Here is an 18,053-nt window from a genome sequence, read left to right as displayed (position 1 = left end):
CCCCCGTGCGCCCCCCTCACTGCGCGCCTTCCCGGTCCGCACCGGCTCACGCGCGACCGCCTTCCCGACGTGACCTCAGGTGCGGCGGCCGGGCGCCGTGTTCGGCAGGATGGAGGCCATGACGACACCCTCCACACCGCCGCCGGGTTCCTCGTGCGGCTCCACCTGCCGGGGCTCGACCCTGGCCCTGTGGTCGAAGGATTCGGTGCTCTCCATCGGCTCGGTGGGCTCCGTGCTCTCCATCGGCTCCGTCGGCTCCGTGCTGTCCGTCGGCTCGGTCGGCAGCGCCCTGTCCGCGGGGTCCCTCGGGTCCGCCATGTCGCTGCTGTCGGGTGGTTCCTGGCTGAGCGTGGGCTCGCTGCTGTCCGCCCGGTCGCGCTGGTCGGTGCTGTCCTGGCGCTCCTCGCGCGGCTTCCGCGGAATGGGGACGGCCGCCGCCGTCGCCGGCGTGGCCGCGCTGGTGCTGCTGGCCCGTACGGGCGGGAGGCCGCCAGCGGAGTGATCACGGGCCCGCCCGGCGCGCCGCGCCGGGGCCCGGGCGGGGTCAGGGGGTTTGGATGGGGGCGGCCGCCGACCGGTGGCCGTCGCATCCGACCTGGAGGCCGTCGTGCGTGTCCGCCCTGTCGCCGTGTCCGTCCTGTCCGCGGCGATGCTGCTGTCCGCGGCGCCCTCCGCCCGGGCGGCGGACGGCTGGACCCCGCACCGCGACGGCGGCCGCAGCGCACGCCTCGCCGTGTACGACTCCGGGCGGGTCGGCCACGCCGTGATCACCGTCCACCGTGTCGGGCGCGGCTGGGAGGTCGACGCCCTCGTCACCAAGGAGGTCGACGACCCGGGCTGCATCTACCTCGCCACCGACGACGGCGACGACGACGGCCAGGGCCGGGAGATCGGTGCCCAGTGCGGCTCGGCGGACACCACCACCCGCATGATCAGTCACACCGAGTTCCGCCGGCTCGTCCTCGGCTGGGTGGACGGCGACGGCGTCCCCGTCAGCCGCCGGAGCGTCAGGATCTGACCCCTTGCGCGGTGTTTACGGGTTCCTCGACCTCACCGGAACCGCTGGCCCGCCACCGTCCCGATGGGGTACGACTGCACGATGGACTGTGAGCGTTGCCTGGAACCCGTGATCGAGGGCCCGGAGGGCGGCTACGTGTGCGGCCTCTGCCTCTTCACGGTGGAACCCCCCGGGTACAACAAGCGCCGTGAGGAAGGGCTGAGGGCCGTCGCGGCCGAACGCCGCCGGCGCACGCTGGAACGCCGCGCCCGCAAGGGGCTGCCGGTCTGACCCGCCGGGCCGGCACGATGCCCGACCGGAACGCGGGACCGGTCACGGAGGATCGCGTCATGCGGGCCACACCGGCAGGACAGCGGCCAGGGATCCCCGACGGCGCGTCGCCGACCCGTGGCCGCCGGGGCGACCGGGCGGCGCGGCGACCGTGACCCGATTCTTAGCGGGACGTTAGATCTCGGCGCCGGACCTTGTCCGGGCGCGGCGCGGGCCCACATGCTCTGGGCACTTCGCCCCGTCCCCCATCAGGGCCTTTCTCCTTTGGAGCCGCCGATGTCGCCGACTTCCGCCATGCCCGCGCCGCCCGCCGGGGAGCGCGGCAAGCGCCGCCTCGCCCTCGTGGGAGGCTCGCTCGGCAATCTCGTCGAGTGGTACGACTGGTTCGTCTACGCCAGCTTCGCCATCTACTTCGCCGACTCCTTCTTCCCCGGCGACAACCCGACCACCCAGCTGATGAACACCGCCGGCATCTTCGCGGTCGGTTTCCTCATGCGCCCCGTCGGCGGCTGGGTGCTGGGCCGCGCCGCCGACCGCCATGGCCGCAAGAGCGCGCTGACCCTCACCGTGACCATGATGTCGGTCGCCGCGCTGATGATCGCGATCGCCCCGACGTACGGGCAGGCCGGCTACGCGGGGGCGCTCGTCCTGCTGCTGGCCCGGCTTCTGCAGGGCATGAGCATCGGCGGCGAGTACGCCGCCAGCGCGACCTACCTCACCGAGGCGTCGGCCCGTGACCGGCGGGGTCTCGGCTCGTCCTTCCAGTACGTGTCGATGACGGCGGGCCAGCTGCTGGGCCTGGGAATCCTGATCACCCTTCAGCACGTGCTGACCACGGACGAGTTGCACGACTGGGGATGGCGCCTCCCCTTCGTGCTGGGCGCGGTCTTCGCGGTCGTGGTCTTCTGGATCCGGCGCAGGCTCGAGGAGACCGACGCCTTCGCCGAGGAGGCCGGCACCCAGGACGACGCCCGGGGCTCGCTCCGGCTGCTGTGGCAGCACCGGCGCCAGGCACTCCTGGTCATGGCCCTCACCCTGGGCGGCACCGTCGCCTACTACACGTACACCACGTACCTCACCAAGTACCTCATCGGCAGCGCCGGCATGGCCAAGAACACCGCGACCCTGGTCAGCTTCACCGCGCTGTTCGTCTTCGCGCTGCTCCAGCCCCTGGCCGGGGCGCTCTCCGACCGGATCGGCCGCAGGCCGCTGCTGATCACCTTCGCGGTGGGGTGCACCCTGGGCACCTACCCGATCATGACGGCACTCGGCTCGGCCTCCTCGTACTGGCCCGCGCTCGGGCTGTCGCTCCTGGCGCTCGTCATCGTCACCGGCTACACCTCCATCAACGCCGCCGTGAAGGCCGAGCTGTTCCCGACGCGCGTGCGGGCGCTGGGCGTGGCGCTGCCGTACGCGATCGCCAATGCGCTGTTCGGCGGCACGGCGGAGTATGTCGCCCTGTGGTTCAAGGACGCCGGTAACGAGACGGCCTTCTTCTGGTACGTGTCGGGGTGCGCGCTGGTCTCCCTCGTCACCTACGTCCTCATGCCCGACACCAGGAACACCGCGCTCAGCCGGGCCGAGGAGGCGGCCGGCGACCGCGCCGCGCCGCGGGCAGCCAGGTCCCCGGCCGAGGGCGTGGTGCCACAGGCCTGACGGAGCCCGCACACCTCACCGGTAGCGATCCGCGCGTCCCGATCGCGCCGGCCGGGCCGAGCGGCGGTCCGTGCGCCGTCGACGGCGCCGGGCTTGAGCCACCCTTTACCGGCGAGGGATGGTCCCGCGGCGGGGCGCACTGCGACCCCGGCCGGGTCGCGGCGCCTGAGGCGTGGCGTGCCGGGCGTACCGGGCAGTGAGCCCGGAACGGCGGCCGTGGTCCTGGCGGTGACGGCTCGCGTCACGGTGCGCCGGACCCTGGATCCCGGCCGCGGGGCCGGGGTCCAGGACGTCTGACGGAACGTCAGTGGCGGACGATCTGGGGGGCGATGTCCTCGGTGAAGGTCTCGTCCTCGGTGGTCTTGAGCGTGGTGGCCTTGGCGGTGGTGGTGCCGCAGAACGCGGCCTCCAGGGTGCCGCCGAGGACGGTGTTGACGGTGCCGTCGTTTGGAGGTGTTCGCCATGGACGTCATGCTGCGCTTGCCGTCGGCGGTGGTGAACGCGTAGGTGTAGAAGCCCTGGACGGTGCCGGTGTGGCCGTAGACGGTCACGCCGCAGGACAGCTTCCTGGCGCGCAGGCCCAGTCCGTAGGACTGGGTGCCGTCGACGGCGCCGGAACCTCCCCGTCACGCAGTAAGGACACCTTCGGATGCACGCGCTTCTCGTCGAGGACGACGACCGCATGGCGCACGCCCTCAGCACGGCCCTGGCCCAGCGCGGGCACACCGTGCGCCGTGTCGGCCGGGCCCTGGACGCCCTGCGGTTCGTGCACGAGGCGGAGTTCGTCCTGCTCGACCTCGGACTCCCTGACCTGGACGGGCTGGAGCTGCTGCGGCGGCTGCGCACCGTCTGCGGCGCCCCGCTCATCGTCGTCACCGCCCGCTGCGAGGAACGCGACATCGTCCAGGGACTGCGCGCCGGGGCCGACGACTACGTGGTCAAGCCCTTCCGCATGGCGGAGCTGATCGCCCGGATCGACACCGTGCGCCGCCGCAGCGGACCGGCGGCTGCAGGGCGCGACCGACCCGCGCCGCCCGGCGCGCCGGTCACCGTGGGAGACACCGAGATCGACCCGGTCGCCCGCACCGTCACCGTCGCCGGAGGCGAGGTGCGGCTGACCCGGCGGGAGTTCGACGTCCTGGCCCATCTCGCCGCCCGGCCCGGGGAGGCCCACTCCCGCGAGGAGATCCTCGACCGGATCTGGGGTGACGCCTTCCTCGCCGCGTCCCGCTCGCTCGACGTCCACGTCGCGGGCATCCGGGCCAAGACCGGCCGGCCCGCCCTCATCCGCACCGTCCGCGGCTTCGGCTACCGGCTCGGGGACGGCCGGTGAGGCGCCGCCTGCTGGCCGTCCTCACGGCCCTGATGGGCGCCGCCGCCCTCCTGCTGTCGCTGCCCCTCGCCGACGCGTACGCCCGCGAACGCACCGAGCACCTGCTGCTGCAGCGCCGCGCCGAGGCAGTCCGCTTCGCCGATCTGGCGGAGCGGGCGCGCACCGCCGCCGACCGCGCGGAGCTGTCCGCCGAGATCCGCCGCTACGCGCAGCTGTACGGAGCCGGTGTGACGATCACCGACACGGCCGGGAGCACCCTCGCCCGCTCGGGCCCCCGCACACCCGCGGGCGCGCTCGCGGAGGCGAGCGGCCGTGCCCTGACCGGGCGGTCCACCGACCGGCTGCCGACACTGCGCCCCTGGGGGCCGCACAGCGTCGTCGTCGCGGAACCGGTCGGCCGCGACGAACGCGTCAGCGGCGCCGTCCTGCTGACCGTGCCCACCGCCGCCGCCCGCCACGACGTCGCCGTGCGCTGGTGGCTGATCGCCGTGGCAGCGCTCACCGCGTTCACCGCCGCGGCCCTCGTCGCCGCGGGGATCGCCCGCTGGCTGCTGCGCCCCGTGATCGATCTGGACCGCGCCGTCGAGGGGATCACCTCCGGCAGTCTCCGGGCCCGAGCCGCCTCCGACACCGGGCCGCCCGAACTGCGTCGTCTGCGGCGCCACTTCAACTCCATGGCCGAGGCCGTGGCGGACTCGATCGGCCGTCAGCGCGACTTCGTCGCCGACGCCTCCCACCAGCTCCGCAACCCCCTCGCCACCCTCGTCCTGCAACTGGAGAACGTCGAGCCGCACCTGACCTCCGCTCCCGGCCGCGCCGAGCACGCCCGTGCCCTCGACGAGGCCGAGCGGCTGGAGGAACTCCTCGACGGTCTGCTGGCCCTGGCCCGCGTCGAAGCGGGCACCGCCCCCCTCGCCGACGAGGACGTCTCCGCGGCGGTACGGGGACGCTGCGCCGCCTGGGAGCCGGTGTTCACCGCCGCGCAGCTGCGCCTCACCGCGGACGTGCAGCACGGGCTGCGCACCCGGGCCCTGCCCGACGCCGTCGGCCGCGTCCTTGACGCGCTCCTCGACAACGCCGCCAAGTTCGTGCCGCCCGGGAGCCGGGTCGACGTCCACGCCGGCCGCCGCGAGGGCGAGGTGCTCGTGCTCGTCGGCGACGACGGGCCGGGAGTCCCGCCGGAGCAACTGCCCCTTCTGCTGCGGCGCTTCGGCCGCGCGCCCGGGCACCAGAACACGCCCGGCAGCGGTCTGGGCCTCGCCATCGCCGACGAGATCGCCCGTGGCAGCGGCGGCAGTCTCACCGTGCGTGCCGCCGTGCCGCGCGGGCTGCGCTTCGAGCTCCGCCTGCCCGCTGCTCAGCCGAACACCGAGCGGTAGTACGCCGCCGCCCCCGGGTGCAGCGGCACGTTTCCGGTGGAGATCGCGAACCGCGGTTCCAGGCGCGCGCCCGCCGTCACCTCCGCCAGCAGCACCCGCCGGCGGTCGAACACCAGGGCCAGCAGCTCACGCACCGCGCCTTCCGGTACGTCGGCCCTGGCCGCGAGGTAGTTGCTCACCCCGATCGTGCCGACCGGCTCGCGCAGCCCGTAGGCTCCCGCCGGGATCGTCACCGCGGAGTACACCGGACCGTACGCGGCGCGCAGTTCCGCCACGTGACCGTCCAGGGCCAGGAAACGCAGCGGGATCTCCCGGGCGAGGTCGGCCAGCAGTGGTGTCGGCACCCCTCCGGACCAGATCAGCGCGTCGACCTCCCCGTCGCGCAGCGCCACGGCGGACTCCGCCGCTTCCATCTGCCGCGCCCGCACCGCCCGGGAGCCGGTCAGCCCGGCCGCCCGCAGCAGCCGCTCCGCGACGATCTGCGCGCCCGACCCGGAGGCGCCCGCGGCGACGGGACGCCCGGCGAGCTGCCCCAGCGCGCGGACGGGGCCCCGGGCCGGCACCACGACGTGCGTGTGGTTGACGTACACCCGGGCCAGCGCGGTCACCTCGACCCGCCGCGGGAACAGCTCACGCCCCAGCACGGCGTCCTCGGCCGCGTCCGCCATCGTCAGCGCGAGCTCCGCCGAACCGGCGTCCAGCCTGCGCAGGTTGTCCACGCTCGCCGCGGTCGCCAGCGGTATGACCGCCAGGCGCCGTCCGTCTGCCCCCGCGGCCCGCGCGAGGGCCCGCCCGAAGGCGTTGTACGGCCCGCCCACCGCCCCCGTCGCGAATCTGAGCCGCGTCGCCGGCTCCGGCTCGCCGCCGCACCCGGCCACCAGCGCCGCGACCGCCCCGCCGCCCGCGGCGAGCAGGCTGCGGCGGGTCGCGATGGGCGTGGCGGCGCGGATCACCCGCGCAGGCTAGCCACTTCCCGCGGCGGTGTCAGGCCCCGGACGCCCACCCGGGGTCCGGGCCCGGGTACGTGCGGTCGGCGGGTGGCCGCCGCTCCACAGGGAGCTGACGGCGGCGAGGACCGTGCCGGCCGACAGACGGCGGCGAGGCCGATCATGGGGGGCACCAGCGCCGCGTGCCGGATCACCAGGCTGGACGCCACGGACGGCAGGCCCACGCCGAGGTGCGCGATGACGAGGAAGACCGCGAGCACACCGGCGCCTGAGGCCGCCGCGGCCGCGGCGGCGGTCTGCGCGACCGCGGCCTCGAAGACCGGGCCCGCGCCCGCGACGGCCACGGCGAAGAGGAAGAAACCGGGCGCCGGGCGGTGGATCGCCAGGGCCGTGAGGACCAACCCGAGCGAGGACGCCGCGGTGCCGAGCGCGAACTGCCGCCGCTGCGCGAGCGCGCCCAGCGCGAGCTGGGCCGCTGTCCGCCGCGGTCAGCGGCCGAATGCCCGCAGCACCATCTCCGCGTAGCGGTGCCAGACCGACGGATCGGGTTCCTTGAGCCGCACCAACTGCAGTGCCGTGCCGCAGAGGAGCACGCGCAGATCCAGCGCGGTGGTGTCCTCGCGCAGCGCCCCCGCCGCCCGTGCGGTCTCCATGGCGTCGGTCAGCGACTGCAGGACCGACACGGCGGCCGGGGAGGCCGCGTCCGCCAGCCGTTCGGCGAGCAGCCGGTCGCGGGCCAGGACGTCGAAGAGCGCGAGGACGTGGCACCGGAAGGCCTCGTCGGGGCCGGGCCGCGCCCGGGCCGCCGCGGTGCGCCGCTCCAGCTCCGCCAGGCTCAGCCGGGTGACCGTCTCCAGCAGGTCCTCCTTGGTGGGGAAGCTGCGGTAGACCGTCGCCTTGCCGACCTGGGCCCGCGCCGCGATCTGGGGGACGGTGGCCAGGGTGCCGTGTTCGCGGAAGACGTCCACCGCGGCGGCGACCACGCGGTCGTGGTTGCGGCGGGCGTCCGCCCGTCGCGGTGACGCGGTCGTCGGCCGGTCCGGGTCGGGGGAGTGCGAAGGGCTCATGGGACGGACGGCCTGTCTGCGGTCGGGGTGGGGCGCAGCCCCGTGAGTGCGGAGGCCCATGCTATCGGACCCGGGGGTCCGTTTCACTGGATCGGCGGCCCCTCACCGGAGCCACCCCTGCGGGCCACCTGCCGGCCCAGTTGCAGCGGATTCAGGTCATGGGGCGGAGCCCGCCGCGGCGGGACGCGGCCGCGGCCACCGCCGTCATGCAGGTGGTGCAGTACTCGTCGCGGCAGTCGTCGTCGGAAGCCGCGACGGGCCGTGCGGCGAGCGCGCGGCCGCAGAGGGCGCTTCCGTCGAGCCGCAGAACATGCCACAACCGGGCGGACCCGGTTTCCGACGCCATGGGTTCGGCGCGCATGTCGTACATCGGCGACCTCCCACTCGAACGCGGATGCGGTCACGCTCATGGGACGCCGATCGCCCCGCGACCGCGACCAAGGCGACGCCGAACGGGTGAATCGCGCAACGTGACGGGCGGGCGGTCAGCCGCGCCCGACGAGCATCAGCAGCTCCGCGACCAGCTCCAGCACGGCGTCGACGTGGGGCAGGGACATCGACTCCACCATGAAGTGCTCGATGCCCGTCTCGGCGGGGAGCGACTTGATGGCGTCGGCGACCCGGCCCGACGGGGTCCCCTCCACGACGTTGACCCGCATGACGGTGTCCAGCAGCGAGGGGTCCCGTCCCGCCGCACTGGCGAACTCGTCGATGAGGGCGCGCTGTGCCAGCACCGTCTCGGCGTCCACGTAGTCGGACCAGACACGCGGGCAGCCAGCCGTCCGCGCGTTCCCCGATGCGCCGGAGCGCCGCGGGGGCCCCGCTCGGCGCTCCGAAGCAGAAGGGCGGCCGGGGCTTCTGGGCGGGCTTCAGCGGCGAGTGCTGCAGCGGAAGCTCCAGGTGGTGTCCGTGGTACTCCACCGGGTCGCCGCAGCCCGCTGACCGCCGCGTCAGGCGGCCTGGTCGGGTTCCAGGGTCTGCTCGGCCCAGATGGTCTTGCCGGCCAGGGTGTACCGGGTACCCCAGCGGCGCGAGCACTGCGCCACCAGGAAGAGCCCGCGTCCGCCCTCGTCGGTGGCGGCCGCCCGGCGGATGTGCGGCGACGTGCTCGCGGAGTCGCTGACCTCGCAGATGAGCGTGCGGTCCAGGATCAGCCGCAGCCGGATCGGGCCGTGCCCGTGCCGGATGGCGTTGGTGATCAGCTCGCTGACGATGAGTTCGGTGGAGAAGGCCAGGTGTTCCAGCCCCCATTGGTCGAGCTGCCGCAGCACCAGCGAGCGCATGTCGCCGACGGCCGCCGGGAGCGGGGGCACGGTCCACGTGGCCAGCTTCCCCGGGTCGAGGGGCCGGGTCCGGGCGAGGAGCAGGGCCAGGCCGTCCTGCATCGTGAGATGGGCGGCGACCAGGTCCGAGATGGCGCGGCAGGCCTCCTCGATCGGGCGGCCCCGGTCGGCGACGACGGAACTGAGCCGGGCGGCGAGGGTCTCGCAGGTGTCCGTGGGGCGCTGGAGGCTGTGGCTGGAGAACACCAGGGTGCTGCCTTCGGCGAGTTCCAGCTCCAGGGGCTCGAACACCGGGTCCCCCTGACCGAGCGGGCTGTTGATCGGCACGTCGGGGATCACCACGTCGCCGGCCCGGTCGACCACGGCGGGCGGCGGATGCCCGGCACTCGCCAGCACGCACCGCCGTGAGACGGGGTCGTAGACGGCGTAGAGACAGGTCGAGCCCTTCAGCCCCTCCACCACCGGCGCGGACCCGGTGGAGTGTTCGCGCTCCAGGAGCCGCGGCACCATGTCGTCGATCTGGCCGAGCAACTCGTCCGGCGTCAGGTCCACTTGGGCCAGAGTACGGATCGCGGAGCAGATGTGCCCCATGCACGCGGCCGCCTGGAAACCCGTCCCCGGCACCGCGCCCACCACCAGGGCGACGCGGGCCCCCGACAGCGGGATCACGTCGAACCAGTCACCGCTCACCCCCGCGTGCACCCGCGACGGCCGGTAGTGCTGAGCCACCTCGACCGCGCTCTGGTCGGGGACGCTGCGCGGCAGCATGCTCGCGTGGAGGGTGAGGGCGGCCATGTGCTCGTTGGTGTAGCGACGGGCGTTGTCCAGGCAGACCGCGGCGCGCGCGACGATGTCCTGGGCGAGGACGAGGTCGTCGGGTTCGAAGGGTTCCCTCGTGCGTCCCCGGTACAGGTGGACCAGGCCCAAAGTCGCGTCCCGCGCGCGCAGCGGGACGAGGATCAGGGAGTCGATCCCGTACGCGACCATCGCCTTCATCCGCTCGTCGGCGGTGTCGCACAGCCAGCCGGCATCCGGGTCGAGCACGGGGATCAGCCGCGGCCTCCCGTCGGCGAGGCTCAGCACGTGCGGCGAGTCCGGGGGGTAGTTCTGCAGTTCCCCGGGCCGGCGGATCCGGCTGATGATCTCCGCGTCGACGGCGGTGCGGGCGAGGGAGCGTACCGCGACGGGCCCGTGGCGCATCGGCTCCGGCTCCGCGCCCTCCACGACGTCGTCGAGGAGGTCGATCATCGCCACGTCGGCGAGCCGCGGGACGAGTACGTCCACGAGCTCCTCCGCCGTGCGCCGCACGTCCAGCGTGGTGCCGATGAGCATGGCGGCCTCGTCCAGGAGCGCCAGGCGTTCCCGCGTCCGGTGGCGGTCGGTGATGTCGATGATCAGATCGGTGACGCCGAGGACGTCGCCGTCCGGCGCGGTCAGGACGACCGAGGAGACGTGCCAGACGTGCTCCCGGTCCGGATCGGCAGCGGTGCGCCCCTGGTGGACGGCGTTGACGACCGGCCGGCCGCTGTCCAGAACCCCCTTGAGGCGGCGCTCGATCGCCATGGCGTCCAGGCCCGGGAGGACCTCGGCGACGGAGCGGCCGAGGGCCTTCCCCTCGGGGAACCCGTGGATGCGCTCCAGTGCCGCGTTGATCCGCACGAAGCGCAGGTCCCGGTCGTACACGGCGATGCCGATGGGCGCCTGGGTGAAGAGGGCCTCCAGGATCGCCTGGCCTTCCGCGGCGGCCGGCGGGGGCGCGGGGACCGCGACGACCATGGTGCCGCCGCCCTCGTGCCCGCCCGGCTCGAGCAGCCGCGACGTATGGAGGACGACGTCCGCGAGGCCGCCGTCACGGCGGGTCAGGACGGCACGGTCCCCCGGATCGGCCCCCCGCGCGCGGTCGTCCCCCGAGGGCCCGGCGAACGCCTGCGGCCACAGCGCGGCCGCAGGCCGCCCGATGACGTCCGCGGGCCGGAAGCCGAGGAGCCGCTCGGCCGCGGCACTCCACGCGGAGACGACGCCGTCGTCGTCCAGGACGAACCCGGCGACGTCCTGGTCGCGGGACGCCTCCGAGAAGCGGTGTCCGAAAGGGGTCTGTGAGGGTTTGCCCATATTCAGTCCTGTCACGCAAGGTGACGTTCCCGAAGGCCCGGCGGGATTGCCCGGGCGCCGGCGAGACGGCTGCCGTCGGTCCCGCGGCAGGGCCGCCTCATGGCCGTGCCACCACTCAGGCTACCGAGACCCACCCGCCGGCGCCCGACCTGAGCGGGTCCGGTCGTACGGACGGTCACCGCCCGGCCACCTCGGGGCGGACGACGGGCGGCGCGCGGCGCCGCCCGGCTGACGAGGCCCGCCGCGGGTAGGACCCCCGCGGCGGGCGTCCCGTCATGCGGCCGGAGGTCGCCGGGGAACCCGTGGGCGGTCGCCCTGAGGCTCGTCACCAGGGCTGAGGCCGGCATCGGCCGAAAGTCGCAGCGCACCGCGAAGGGGTCTGACTTCCGCCCGAAGCGGATCGTCACACGGGCTTCGTAGCGTGCTTGCCATGAGCACCACGCCACGTACCGGACCCGCGGGCACCCTCGCCGCGGCCGTCGCTCCGGGCCCCCGGTACCCACTCCGGCGCCGGCTGCGACCCACCCTCACCACGGTGACGCCTCGTGTCCGCCCGGCCCCCGCGGCACCGGCCCGACCGCGACACCCCGAAGGGCTTCCCATGCCTTGCGCACAACTGACCGCTCCCGCCACCCACCTCGCCGAGCCGCCCCGCCCACCCGGCCGCGCGGCGCGCCCGGAACTGCGGCTGGACCTGGCGGCGGTCGCCGCGAACACCCGCCTCCTCGCCGCCCGCGCGACTCGCCTGATGGCGGTGGTCAAGGCCGACGGCTTTGGACACGGTGCGGTCGAGACCGCCCGGGCGGCACTGGGCGCGGGCGCGAGCTCGCTCGGCGTCACCTCCGTCGAGGAGGCGATGTCGCTGCGGCACGCGGGACTGCGCGCACCGATCCTGAGCTGGCTCAATCCGGTGGACGCCGCCTTCGACGAGGCCCTGCGGGCCGACGTCTCGGTCGCCGTGCCCGGTCGCGAGCACCTGGCCGCGGTGGTCCGCGCCGCGTCGCGGACGGGACGGACCGCGAAGGTGCACCTGCACCTGGACACCGGGATGGCGCGCGACGGTGCCGACCCCGCGCAGTGGGGCGACCTGTGCCGGCAGGCCCGGGAGGCGGAGCGAGGCGGCCTGGTCCGGGTGACGGGTGTCATGGGCCACCTCGGCTGCGCGGACACCCCGGGGGACGCGTGCACCGACCGCGCACTCGAACTGTTCCGCACGGCGTCGGCCGTCGCGGTACGCGCCGGGCTGCGGCCGGGCGTCCGCCATCTGGCCGCGACCTCGGCGACCCTCACCGACCCGCGGACCCGCTTCGACCTCAGCCGCGTCGGCGCCGGTCTCTACGGCATCGATCCGACGCGCACGACACGGCTGCGCCCCGCACTGACGCTGACCGCGCCCGTGGTGTCGGCCCGCACGGTACCGGCCGGTACCCGGGCCGGATACGGGCACACGTGGACCGCCGCGCGGCGTACCCACCTGGCCCTGCTGGCCGTCGGATACGCGGACGGCCTTCCCCGCGCGGCGTCCGGCCGTGCCGAGGTGCTCCTCGCCGGTCGCCGCCGCCCCGTGGTGGGACGCGTCTCCATGGACCAGGTGATCGTGGACTGCGGCGATCGCCCGGCCGCACCCGGCGACATCGCCACCGTCTTCGGAACGGGCGACGCCGGCGAGCCCACCGTCCAGGACTGGGCCCGGTGGTCCGGGACCATGGAGCACGAGATCGTCACCGGCCTGGGCGCCCGCCTGCGCCGCACCGTGCACGACTCGGGGGTGGCCGCGTGACCGCCCCCCGGAACGCCGCCCGCATCCGTGTCGCCGTCATCGGCGGCGGCCGCAGCGCCGAGCACGAGGTCTCCCTGGCGTCCGCCGCGTCCGTCCGCTCGGCGCTCGATCCGGCCGCCCACGACGTCGTGGGCCTCACCATCGGGCGCGACGGGGTGTGGCGGGACGCCGCCGGACAGCCACTGGCGGGCTCCTCCGCGGCGAGCATGTCCGCGGCACTCGGAGTACTGGCGGGCTGCGACGTGGTCTTCCCGGTGATGCACGGCCCGATGGGCGAGGACGGCACCCTGGCGGCGCTGCTGGACCTCGCGGATCTGCCGTACGTCGGTGCGGGAGTCCGGGCCGGCGCCCTGGCCATGGACAAGTGGGCGACGAAGCTGGTGGCCGAGGCGGTGGGCATCGCCGTCGCCCCCGGGTACCTGGTCACCGCCGAGAGCGCCGACCAGGCGCGCTTCGACCGCCCGGTCGTCGTCAAGCCCGTCGCCGCGGGGTCCAGTCACGGCGTGTCCCTCGTCACCGAGGAGGCGGAGCTCGCCCCGGCGATCGCCGCCGCGCTCCGGATCGACGACAGGGTGCTGGTCGAGGATCTGGTGACCGGCCGCGAGGTGGACCTCGCCGTGCTGCAGCGCGCGGACGGCCGCCTGGTGGTCGGGCCGCCCCTGGAGATCCTCCTCGACGACGGACGCCTCTTCGACACCGAGCAGAAGTACGACGGCGGGGCCAGGTTCCTGATCCCCGCTCCGCTGTCCGCCGAGGAGCACGACCGGCTCGCCGAGGCCTCCCTCGCCCTCTTCACGGCGCTGGGCTGCCGCGGAGTGGCCCGCTGCGACTTCTTCCTCACCCCCGACGGTCCCGTCCTCAACGAGGTGAACACCATGCCCGGCATGACCGCGCAGTCCCAGGTCCCCAAGATGTTCGCGCACCGGGGACTGACGTACCCCGCGCTGCTCGGCGAACTCGTGCGGGGTGCCCTCGCCGCCGCTGGGACCGCCGCCGCTGCGACCCCCGGGCAGGTGGGACGGTGACCGGGCAGCACCGCGTCGGCGACGCCGATCCGGCCCGTCCGCCGGCCCACCACGGCGGCACTCCCGGGGAACCCCCGGTGCACCGCCTGCTGCGCACCGCCCGGGTCTACGCCCAGGCCGTCCTCGACGTGGTGGTCCTGGGCTCGGGAACGGACCCCGCCGACTCCGGACGCCGCTCCGGTCCGTCCCCGGCCCGGGAGAGCGGACCCCGGTCCTCCGAGGCGGATCGGTGACACTGGACAGAACACCCGGAGCGGCTTTCGCCCGGTCGGTGAGCGGAAACGGAGAAGGCGGGAACGTGAGGAACAGCGCTGACGGCCTCTTCGAGCGGTTCCTGCGGGCCGTCGGCTGGCTGGCCGCAGCCGTGGTACTGCTGGTCCTGGCGACCCTGGACGTGGCCGTGAACGGGGTCCAGCCGCTCGTGGTCCTGCTGGCGATCGCCGTCGCCGTGGTCATGCCGCGTCTGGAGGCGGCGACGCTGGGCACCGGGGCCCTGCTCCTGGGAGCCTTCCTGGTGCTGGTGGCGCTCACGATGCCGGCCGTCGGCTACGGCATCGTCGTGCCCTTCGGGTTCACCGTCGCCGTCGTGGGCCTCGTCCTCATCGGGCTGGCAGCGTGGCGGGCCGAACCCGTACGCGCCGGCTTCGCGGTCCCGCTCCTGCTGGCGGGTCTGGTGCTCCTGCCCACCCGGCTGGGGAACGCCAGAGCGGCGGTGGTCCTCGCGCTGGTCATCGCGCTCGGCGGGGTCATCGCCAGTGCGGCGGGACTGTACCTGCGCATGTTCCAGACCAACCGCCACCGGCAGATGGTCGCCGCCCAGCAGGCCCAGCGGACGGGCATCGCGTCCGATCTCCACGATTACGTCGCCCACCACGTCACCGGCATGGTCGTGCTGGCGCAGGCCGCGCAGACCGTGGCGGCGAGCAAGCCGCAGGCCGTGCTTCCCGCCCTGGAACGCATCGAGGCGGCCGGTGACGAGGCGATGACCGCCATCCGCCGCATGGTCACCCTGCTGCGGGAACCCGACGCCCACGCCAGGCTCTCGCCCCCCGGTACGATCGCCGACATCGCGGCCCTCGCCGGTCACTTCACCTCCGACAGCGGCCTGCGGGTGCGGCTGAGCATCGAGGGCGAGGCGGAAGCGGTCCCCATCGACGTGCAGTCGGCCGTGCACCGGGTGGTCATGGAGTCGCTCACCAATGTGCGCAAGCACGCCGGCGACGCCCGGACGCTCGACATCCTCGTGCGCTGCCACGTCCGGCCCGCGGCGGTGACCGTCGAGGTCTCCAACGACGGCCGCGGCGGCGGCGGCCACTCCCCGGACGGCGGCTACGGCCTCAAGGGCCTGCACGAGCGGACGGTGGCCCTCGGCGGCTCCTTCACCGCCGGCCCGAAGGTCCCGGAGGGCTGGACCGTACAGGCGCACATACCGACCAGAGGTGCTTGATGACCATCCGTGTCCTGCTGGCCGACGACCAGACCATGGTCCGCACCGGCTTCTCGCTGATCCTCGGCGCCGAGGACGACATCGAGGTGGTCGGAGAGGCCAAGGACGGTCTCCAGGCGCTGGAGATGGTCCGTGTTCTCGCGCCCGACGTCGTCCTCATGGACATCCGCATGCCGCGCATGGACGGCCTGCAGGCCCTGCGCGAACTGAACCATCCCGGCTCCGCCGGGTCGCCGAAGGTCGTCGTCGTCACCACCTTCGACGACGACGAGTACGTGCACGAGGCGCTGAACAACGGCGCCTGCGGCTTTCTCCTCAAGGACTCCGGTCCGACCCTGCTGACCGAGGCGGTGCGCGCGGCGTACTCCGGAGAGGCACTCGTCAGCCCGGCGATCACGATCCGCCTGCTGAAGGGCCTGCGGTCGCCGCGGACCGCAGCCCCCGCGGGATCGGGCCTCTCCTCGCGCGAGACCGACGTCGCCCGCCTCGTCGCCGAGGGCCTGACCAACGCGGAGATAGCGGCCGCGCTCTTCGTGTCCCTGGGAACGGTCAAGACCCACCTGGGCAACATCCAGACCAAGCTCTCCGCCCGCAACCGCGTGGAGATCGCCCTGTGGGCGTGGCGCTCCGGCCTCGCGGAACGCTAGCGGCCTCCCGCGCCCCGCACATGGTCGATGGTCACACCGTAAGAGCGCTCCGCGGCGCGGCCGGCACGGAAATTCCGGCAGGATCCTGTTCCGCGACCCTGAACTCCGGCGTGGACGGCATCGGCGGCAGCCGCCGAGGGCACGGACCGGCTGATCGGCGCTCGGCCGAAAGGCGGAGCGGCCTCACCACGGGTCGGACTTCTGCCCGAAGCGACCGAGCGCGGGGCCCTCGTAGCGTGGCCGTCAAGAGCTCCCCCTCGTGGAACAGGCGTGCGGGCGTCCCGATTCGGGCCGCCACGGCGGTCCTCGCACACGGGGCACGGCGGGCTCACCTTCCACCGTCACAGGAGGCTTGCGATGTCCCCTTTGCTGCACCGGCTGCTGCACTCGGCCCGGGTCTACGCGCAGACGGCCCTCGAGGTCGCCGTCCTCGGCGCGGGTGACGAGCTGATGAACCCGGATCCGGCGGTCTCCCGGGCTGCCGCCACGACCGGCCGTCCGCCCGGCGCGGACACATCGGCGACGGCGGCCTGAAGCGCGACCGTGAAGCACGGCGCCGGGTACCCGGGGTCGTGCCGGGGCTTCGCCGCCGCTGCCGAGCGCCCCGGCCGGCCTCGGCCGAAAGTCGTAGAGGGGCACCGGAGATCGGCCTTCTTCCCGAGGCGCGGCGGCGAGCGGGCCTCCTAACCTGCTCGTCAGGAAGGGGACACCCTCGGTGGGGATCGGCGCCCGCGTACGTCGGGCCGGTCGTCCACCCGCCCCGGAGGGGGCGTGCCGTCAGCGCGACGGCCGCACAAGCAACCGACAAGCCTGGCAATCAAGGAGCACCAGTGAGTGACGCCGTCATGGGCGCCGCGTACGGAAGAGACCCCATGGACATGGGGGGTCCTTTGGAGGAGTCGGCGATCGAGGCTCATGGGGTGGGGCGGAGGTACCGTCGGGGCTGGGCGCTGCGGGACTGTTCGTTCCGGTTGCCGGCGGGGCGGATCTGCGGGCTGGTGGGTCCCAACGGTGCGGGCAAGACGACGCTGATGTCGATCGCGGCGAATCTGCTGGAGCCGACGGAGGGCACCTTGACGGTGTTCGGGGCGGAGCCGCGGTCGGCGGAGGCGGGGCGCCGTACGGCGTTCCTGGCGCAGGAGAAGCCGTTGTTCAAGCGTTTCACGGTGGCCGAGACGCTGCGGCTGGGGCGTGAGCTGAACCCGGGCTGGGACCAGCGGGCCGCCGAGCAGATCGTCCGCGCGGGCAATGTGCCTCTGCACGCGAAGGTCGGCACCCTTTCGGGCGGCCAGCGCACCCGGGTGGCCTTCGCGCTGGCGTTCGGCAAGCGGCCCGACCTGTTGCTGCTCGACGAGCCGATGTCCGACCTGGACCCGCTGGTGCGCCACGAGATGATGAGCACCTTGATGGCGGAGGCCGCCGAGCACGGCACCACGGTGCTGATGTCCTCGCACATGCTCAGCGAGTTGGAGAGCGTGTGCGACTTCCTGCTGGTCATCTCCACCGGTGGCCTGCGTATGGCCGGGGACGTGGACGAGATCCGCAGTGCCCATGTGCTGCTGCAGGGCGTGAGCGGCGGTGAGGGCGTGGGGGTGCCCGCGGAGCTGGCCCGGCACACCGTCGTGGAGTACCGCACCAGTGGGCGCCAGGCCACCGCCCTGATCCGGCCGGACGGTCCGGTGAGCGGCCAGTGGCAGTCCCAGACCCCGCAGTTGGAGGAACTGTTGCTCGCCTACCTGCGCTCGCCCGAGGCGCCGCCGCTGATCAGTCCCGTGGCGCGGATACCGGGCCGCTCGTCCGGCCCGCGGGGGGCGGCGGCATGAGCAACGCGACCACGACCCCGTCCGCACCGCCCGCGCTCCCGGTCACCGGGGGTGGCAGCCGCCGCCCNCGGNTGNGCGGCATGACCTGGCTCATCTGGCGCCAGCACCGCGCCGCCTTCTGGACCATGCTGGCCCTGACCGCCCTCGCCGTGGCGTGGATGCTCTACCAGCGCGCCGGCCTGCTCGACCACCTCACCGCGAAGGGCTGGCCGCGCTCCTCCCCCGACACGTGGATGGAGGACATCACCCCGTACAGCGCCCGGCTC

At 74.2% G+C, this 18,053-nt stretch carries 19 protein-coding genes and 2 pseudogenes; 14 read left to right on the top strand and 7 right to left on the bottom strand.

Annotation, left to right across the window (positions count from 1 at the left end; translation table 11 throughout):
- Positions 1 to 118: 118 nt before the first annotated feature.
- The 4 genes from B085_RS44560 to B085_RS0132825 all read left to right on the top strand — a co-directional run bounded on the left by B085_RS44560 (position 119) and on the right by B085_RS0132825 (position 2,944).
- Positions 119 to 502, top strand: coding sequence for a hypothetical protein (locus B085_RS44560; protein WP_037732956.1), 384 nt, complete (start codon positions 119 to 121; stop codon positions 500 to 502).
- Between the two features lie 105 nt (positions 503 to 607).
- Positions 608 to 1,018: a hypothetical protein gene (locus B085_RS0132835; protein ID WP_158689871.1), complete on the top strand. Its 411-nt coding sequence runs from the start codon at positions 608 to 610 to the stop codon at positions 1,016 to 1,018.
- An 81-nt stretch (positions 1,019 to 1,099) separates the two neighbouring features.
- Positions 1,100 to 1,288, top strand: a complete 189-nt coding sequence (locus tag B085_RS44555) for a hypothetical protein (protein ID WP_143681789.1) — start codon at positions 1,100 to 1,102, stop codon at positions 1,286 to 1,288.
- Positions 1,289 to 1,582: 294 nt separating this feature from the next.
- Positions 1,583 to 2,944: an MFS transporter gene (locus B085_RS0132825; protein WP_037732953.1), complete on the top strand. Its 1,362-nt coding sequence runs from the start codon at positions 1,583 to 1,585 to the stop codon at positions 2,942 to 2,944.
- A gap of 304 nt (positions 2,945 to 3,248) precedes the next feature.
- Here the strand turns inward: B085_RS0132825 and B085_RS51180 are convergent.
- A pseudogene (locus B085_RS51180) lies at positions 3,249 to 3,549 on the bottom strand (serine hydrolase); the annotation flags it as partial.
- Between the two features lie 44 nt (positions 3,550 to 3,593).
- Here B085_RS51180 and B085_RS0132815 point away from each other — a divergent pair.
- Complete coding sequence (locus B085_RS0132815) at positions 3,594 to 4,277, top strand: response regulator (protein WP_018562846.1); 684 nt, start codon at positions 3,594 to 3,596, stop codon at positions 4,275 to 4,277.
- On the top strand, positions 4,274 to 5,656 hold the full coding sequence (locus B085_RS44550) for a HAMP domain-containing sensor histidine kinase (RefSeq protein WP_018562845.1): 1,383 nt from the start codon (positions 4,274 to 4,276) through the stop codon (positions 5,654 to 5,656). Before B085_RS0132815 ends, B085_RS44550 begins: the two co-directional genes overlap by 4 nt.
- Here B085_RS44550 and B085_RS0132805 read toward each other — a convergent pair.
- The 6 genes from B085_RS0132805 to B085_RS0132780 form a co-directional block, all read right to left on the bottom strand.
- Positions 5,635 to 6,609 (bottom strand): TAXI family TRAP transporter solute-binding subunit, encoded by a 975-nt coding sequence (locus tag B085_RS0132805; RefSeq protein WP_018562844.1) that lies wholly within the window; start codon positions 6,607 to 6,609, stop codon positions 5,635 to 5,637. The genes B085_RS44550 and B085_RS0132805 overlap by 22 nt on opposite strands.
- Positions 6,606 to 7,004, bottom strand: a complete 399-nt coding sequence (locus tag B085_RS0132800; RefSeq protein ID WP_018562843.1) for a hypothetical protein — start codon at positions 7,002 to 7,004, stop codon at positions 6,606 to 6,608. The genes B085_RS0132805 and B085_RS0132800 overlap by 4 nt, the downstream gene beginning before the upstream one ends.
- 87 nt (positions 7,005 to 7,091) lie before the next feature.
- Complete coding sequence (locus tag B085_RS0132795) at positions 7,092 to 7,670, bottom strand: TetR/AcrR family transcriptional regulator (protein WP_018562842.1); 579 nt, start codon at positions 7,668 to 7,670, stop codon at positions 7,092 to 7,094.
- Positions 7,671 to 7,821: 151 nt separating this feature from the next.
- Positions 7,822 to 8,040: a hypothetical protein gene (locus B085_RS44545; protein ID WP_018562841.1), complete on the bottom strand. Its 219-nt coding sequence runs from the start codon at positions 8,038 to 8,040 to the stop codon at positions 7,822 to 7,824.
- A gap of 115 nt (positions 8,041 to 8,155) precedes the next feature.
- On the bottom strand, positions 8,156 to 8,419 hold the full coding sequence (locus B085_RS46010) for a hypothetical protein (RefSeq protein ID WP_018562840.1): 264 nt from the start codon (positions 8,417 to 8,419) through the stop codon (positions 8,156 to 8,158).
- Positions 8,420 to 8,620: 201 nt separating this feature from the next.
- The gene (locus tag B085_RS0132780) at positions 8,621 to 11,065 is read right to left on the bottom strand and encodes a SpoIIE family protein phosphatase (protein ID WP_018562839.1); all 2,445 of its coding nucleotides are present in this window, start codon (positions 11,063 to 11,065) and stop codon (positions 8,621 to 8,623) included.
- A gap of 601 nt (positions 11,066 to 11,666) precedes the next feature.
- Here B085_RS0132780 and alr point away from each other — a divergent pair.
- From alr to B085_RS50220, 8 genes and pseudogenes are all read left to right on the top strand, one after another.
- Complete coding sequence (gene alr, locus B085_RS0132775; RefSeq protein ID WP_018562838.1) at positions 11,667 to 12,845, top strand: alanine racemase; 1,179 nt, start codon at positions 11,667 to 11,669, stop codon at positions 12,843 to 12,845.
- Complete coding sequence (locus B085_RS0132770) at positions 12,842 to 13,870, top strand: D-alanine--D-alanine ligase family protein (protein WP_018562837.1); 1,029 nt, start codon at positions 12,842 to 12,844, stop codon at positions 13,868 to 13,870. Before alr ends, B085_RS0132770 begins: the two co-directional genes overlap by 4 nt.
- Positions 13,867 to 14,103, top strand: coding sequence for a hypothetical protein (locus tag B085_RS0132765; protein ID WP_018562836.1), 237 nt, complete (start codon positions 13,867 to 13,869; stop codon positions 14,101 to 14,103). Before B085_RS0132770 ends, B085_RS0132765 begins: the two co-directional genes overlap by 4 nt.
- Positions 14,104 to 14,168: 65 nt before the next feature.
- Positions 14,169 to 15,317: a sensor histidine kinase gene (locus B085_RS44535; protein WP_018562835.1), complete on the top strand. Its 1,149-nt coding sequence runs from the start codon at positions 14,169 to 14,171 to the stop codon at positions 15,315 to 15,317.
- Positions 15,317 to 15,964, top strand: a complete 648-nt coding sequence (locus B085_RS0132755) for a response regulator (protein WP_018562834.1) — start codon at positions 15,317 to 15,319, stop codon at positions 15,962 to 15,964. The genes B085_RS44535 and B085_RS0132755 overlap by 1 nt, the downstream gene beginning before the upstream one ends.
- Positions 15,965 to 16,321: 357 nt before the next feature.
- A complete protein-coding gene (locus tag B085_RS49725; protein WP_018562833.1) occupies positions 16,322 to 16,498 on the top strand; it encodes a hypothetical protein in 177 nt (58 codons plus the stop codon).
- Positions 16,499 to 16,836: 338 nt separating this feature from the next.
- Positions 16,837 to 17,787 (top strand): ABC transporter ATP-binding protein, encoded by a 951-nt coding sequence (locus B085_RS0132745; RefSeq protein WP_026250998.1) that lies wholly within the window; start codon positions 16,837 to 16,839, stop codon positions 17,785 to 17,787.
- Between the two features lie 80 nt (positions 17,788 to 17,867).
- Positions 17,868 to 18,053, top strand: a pseudogene (locus B085_RS50220) (ABC transporter); the annotation flags it as partial.

This window comes from Streptomyces sp. BoleA5 (assembly GCF_000373665.1).
Classification (GTDB): Bacteria; Actinomycetota; Actinomycetes; order Streptomycetales; family Streptomycetaceae; genus Actinacidiphila.
This window is presented reverse-complemented; position numbering and strand designations above follow the sequence as displayed.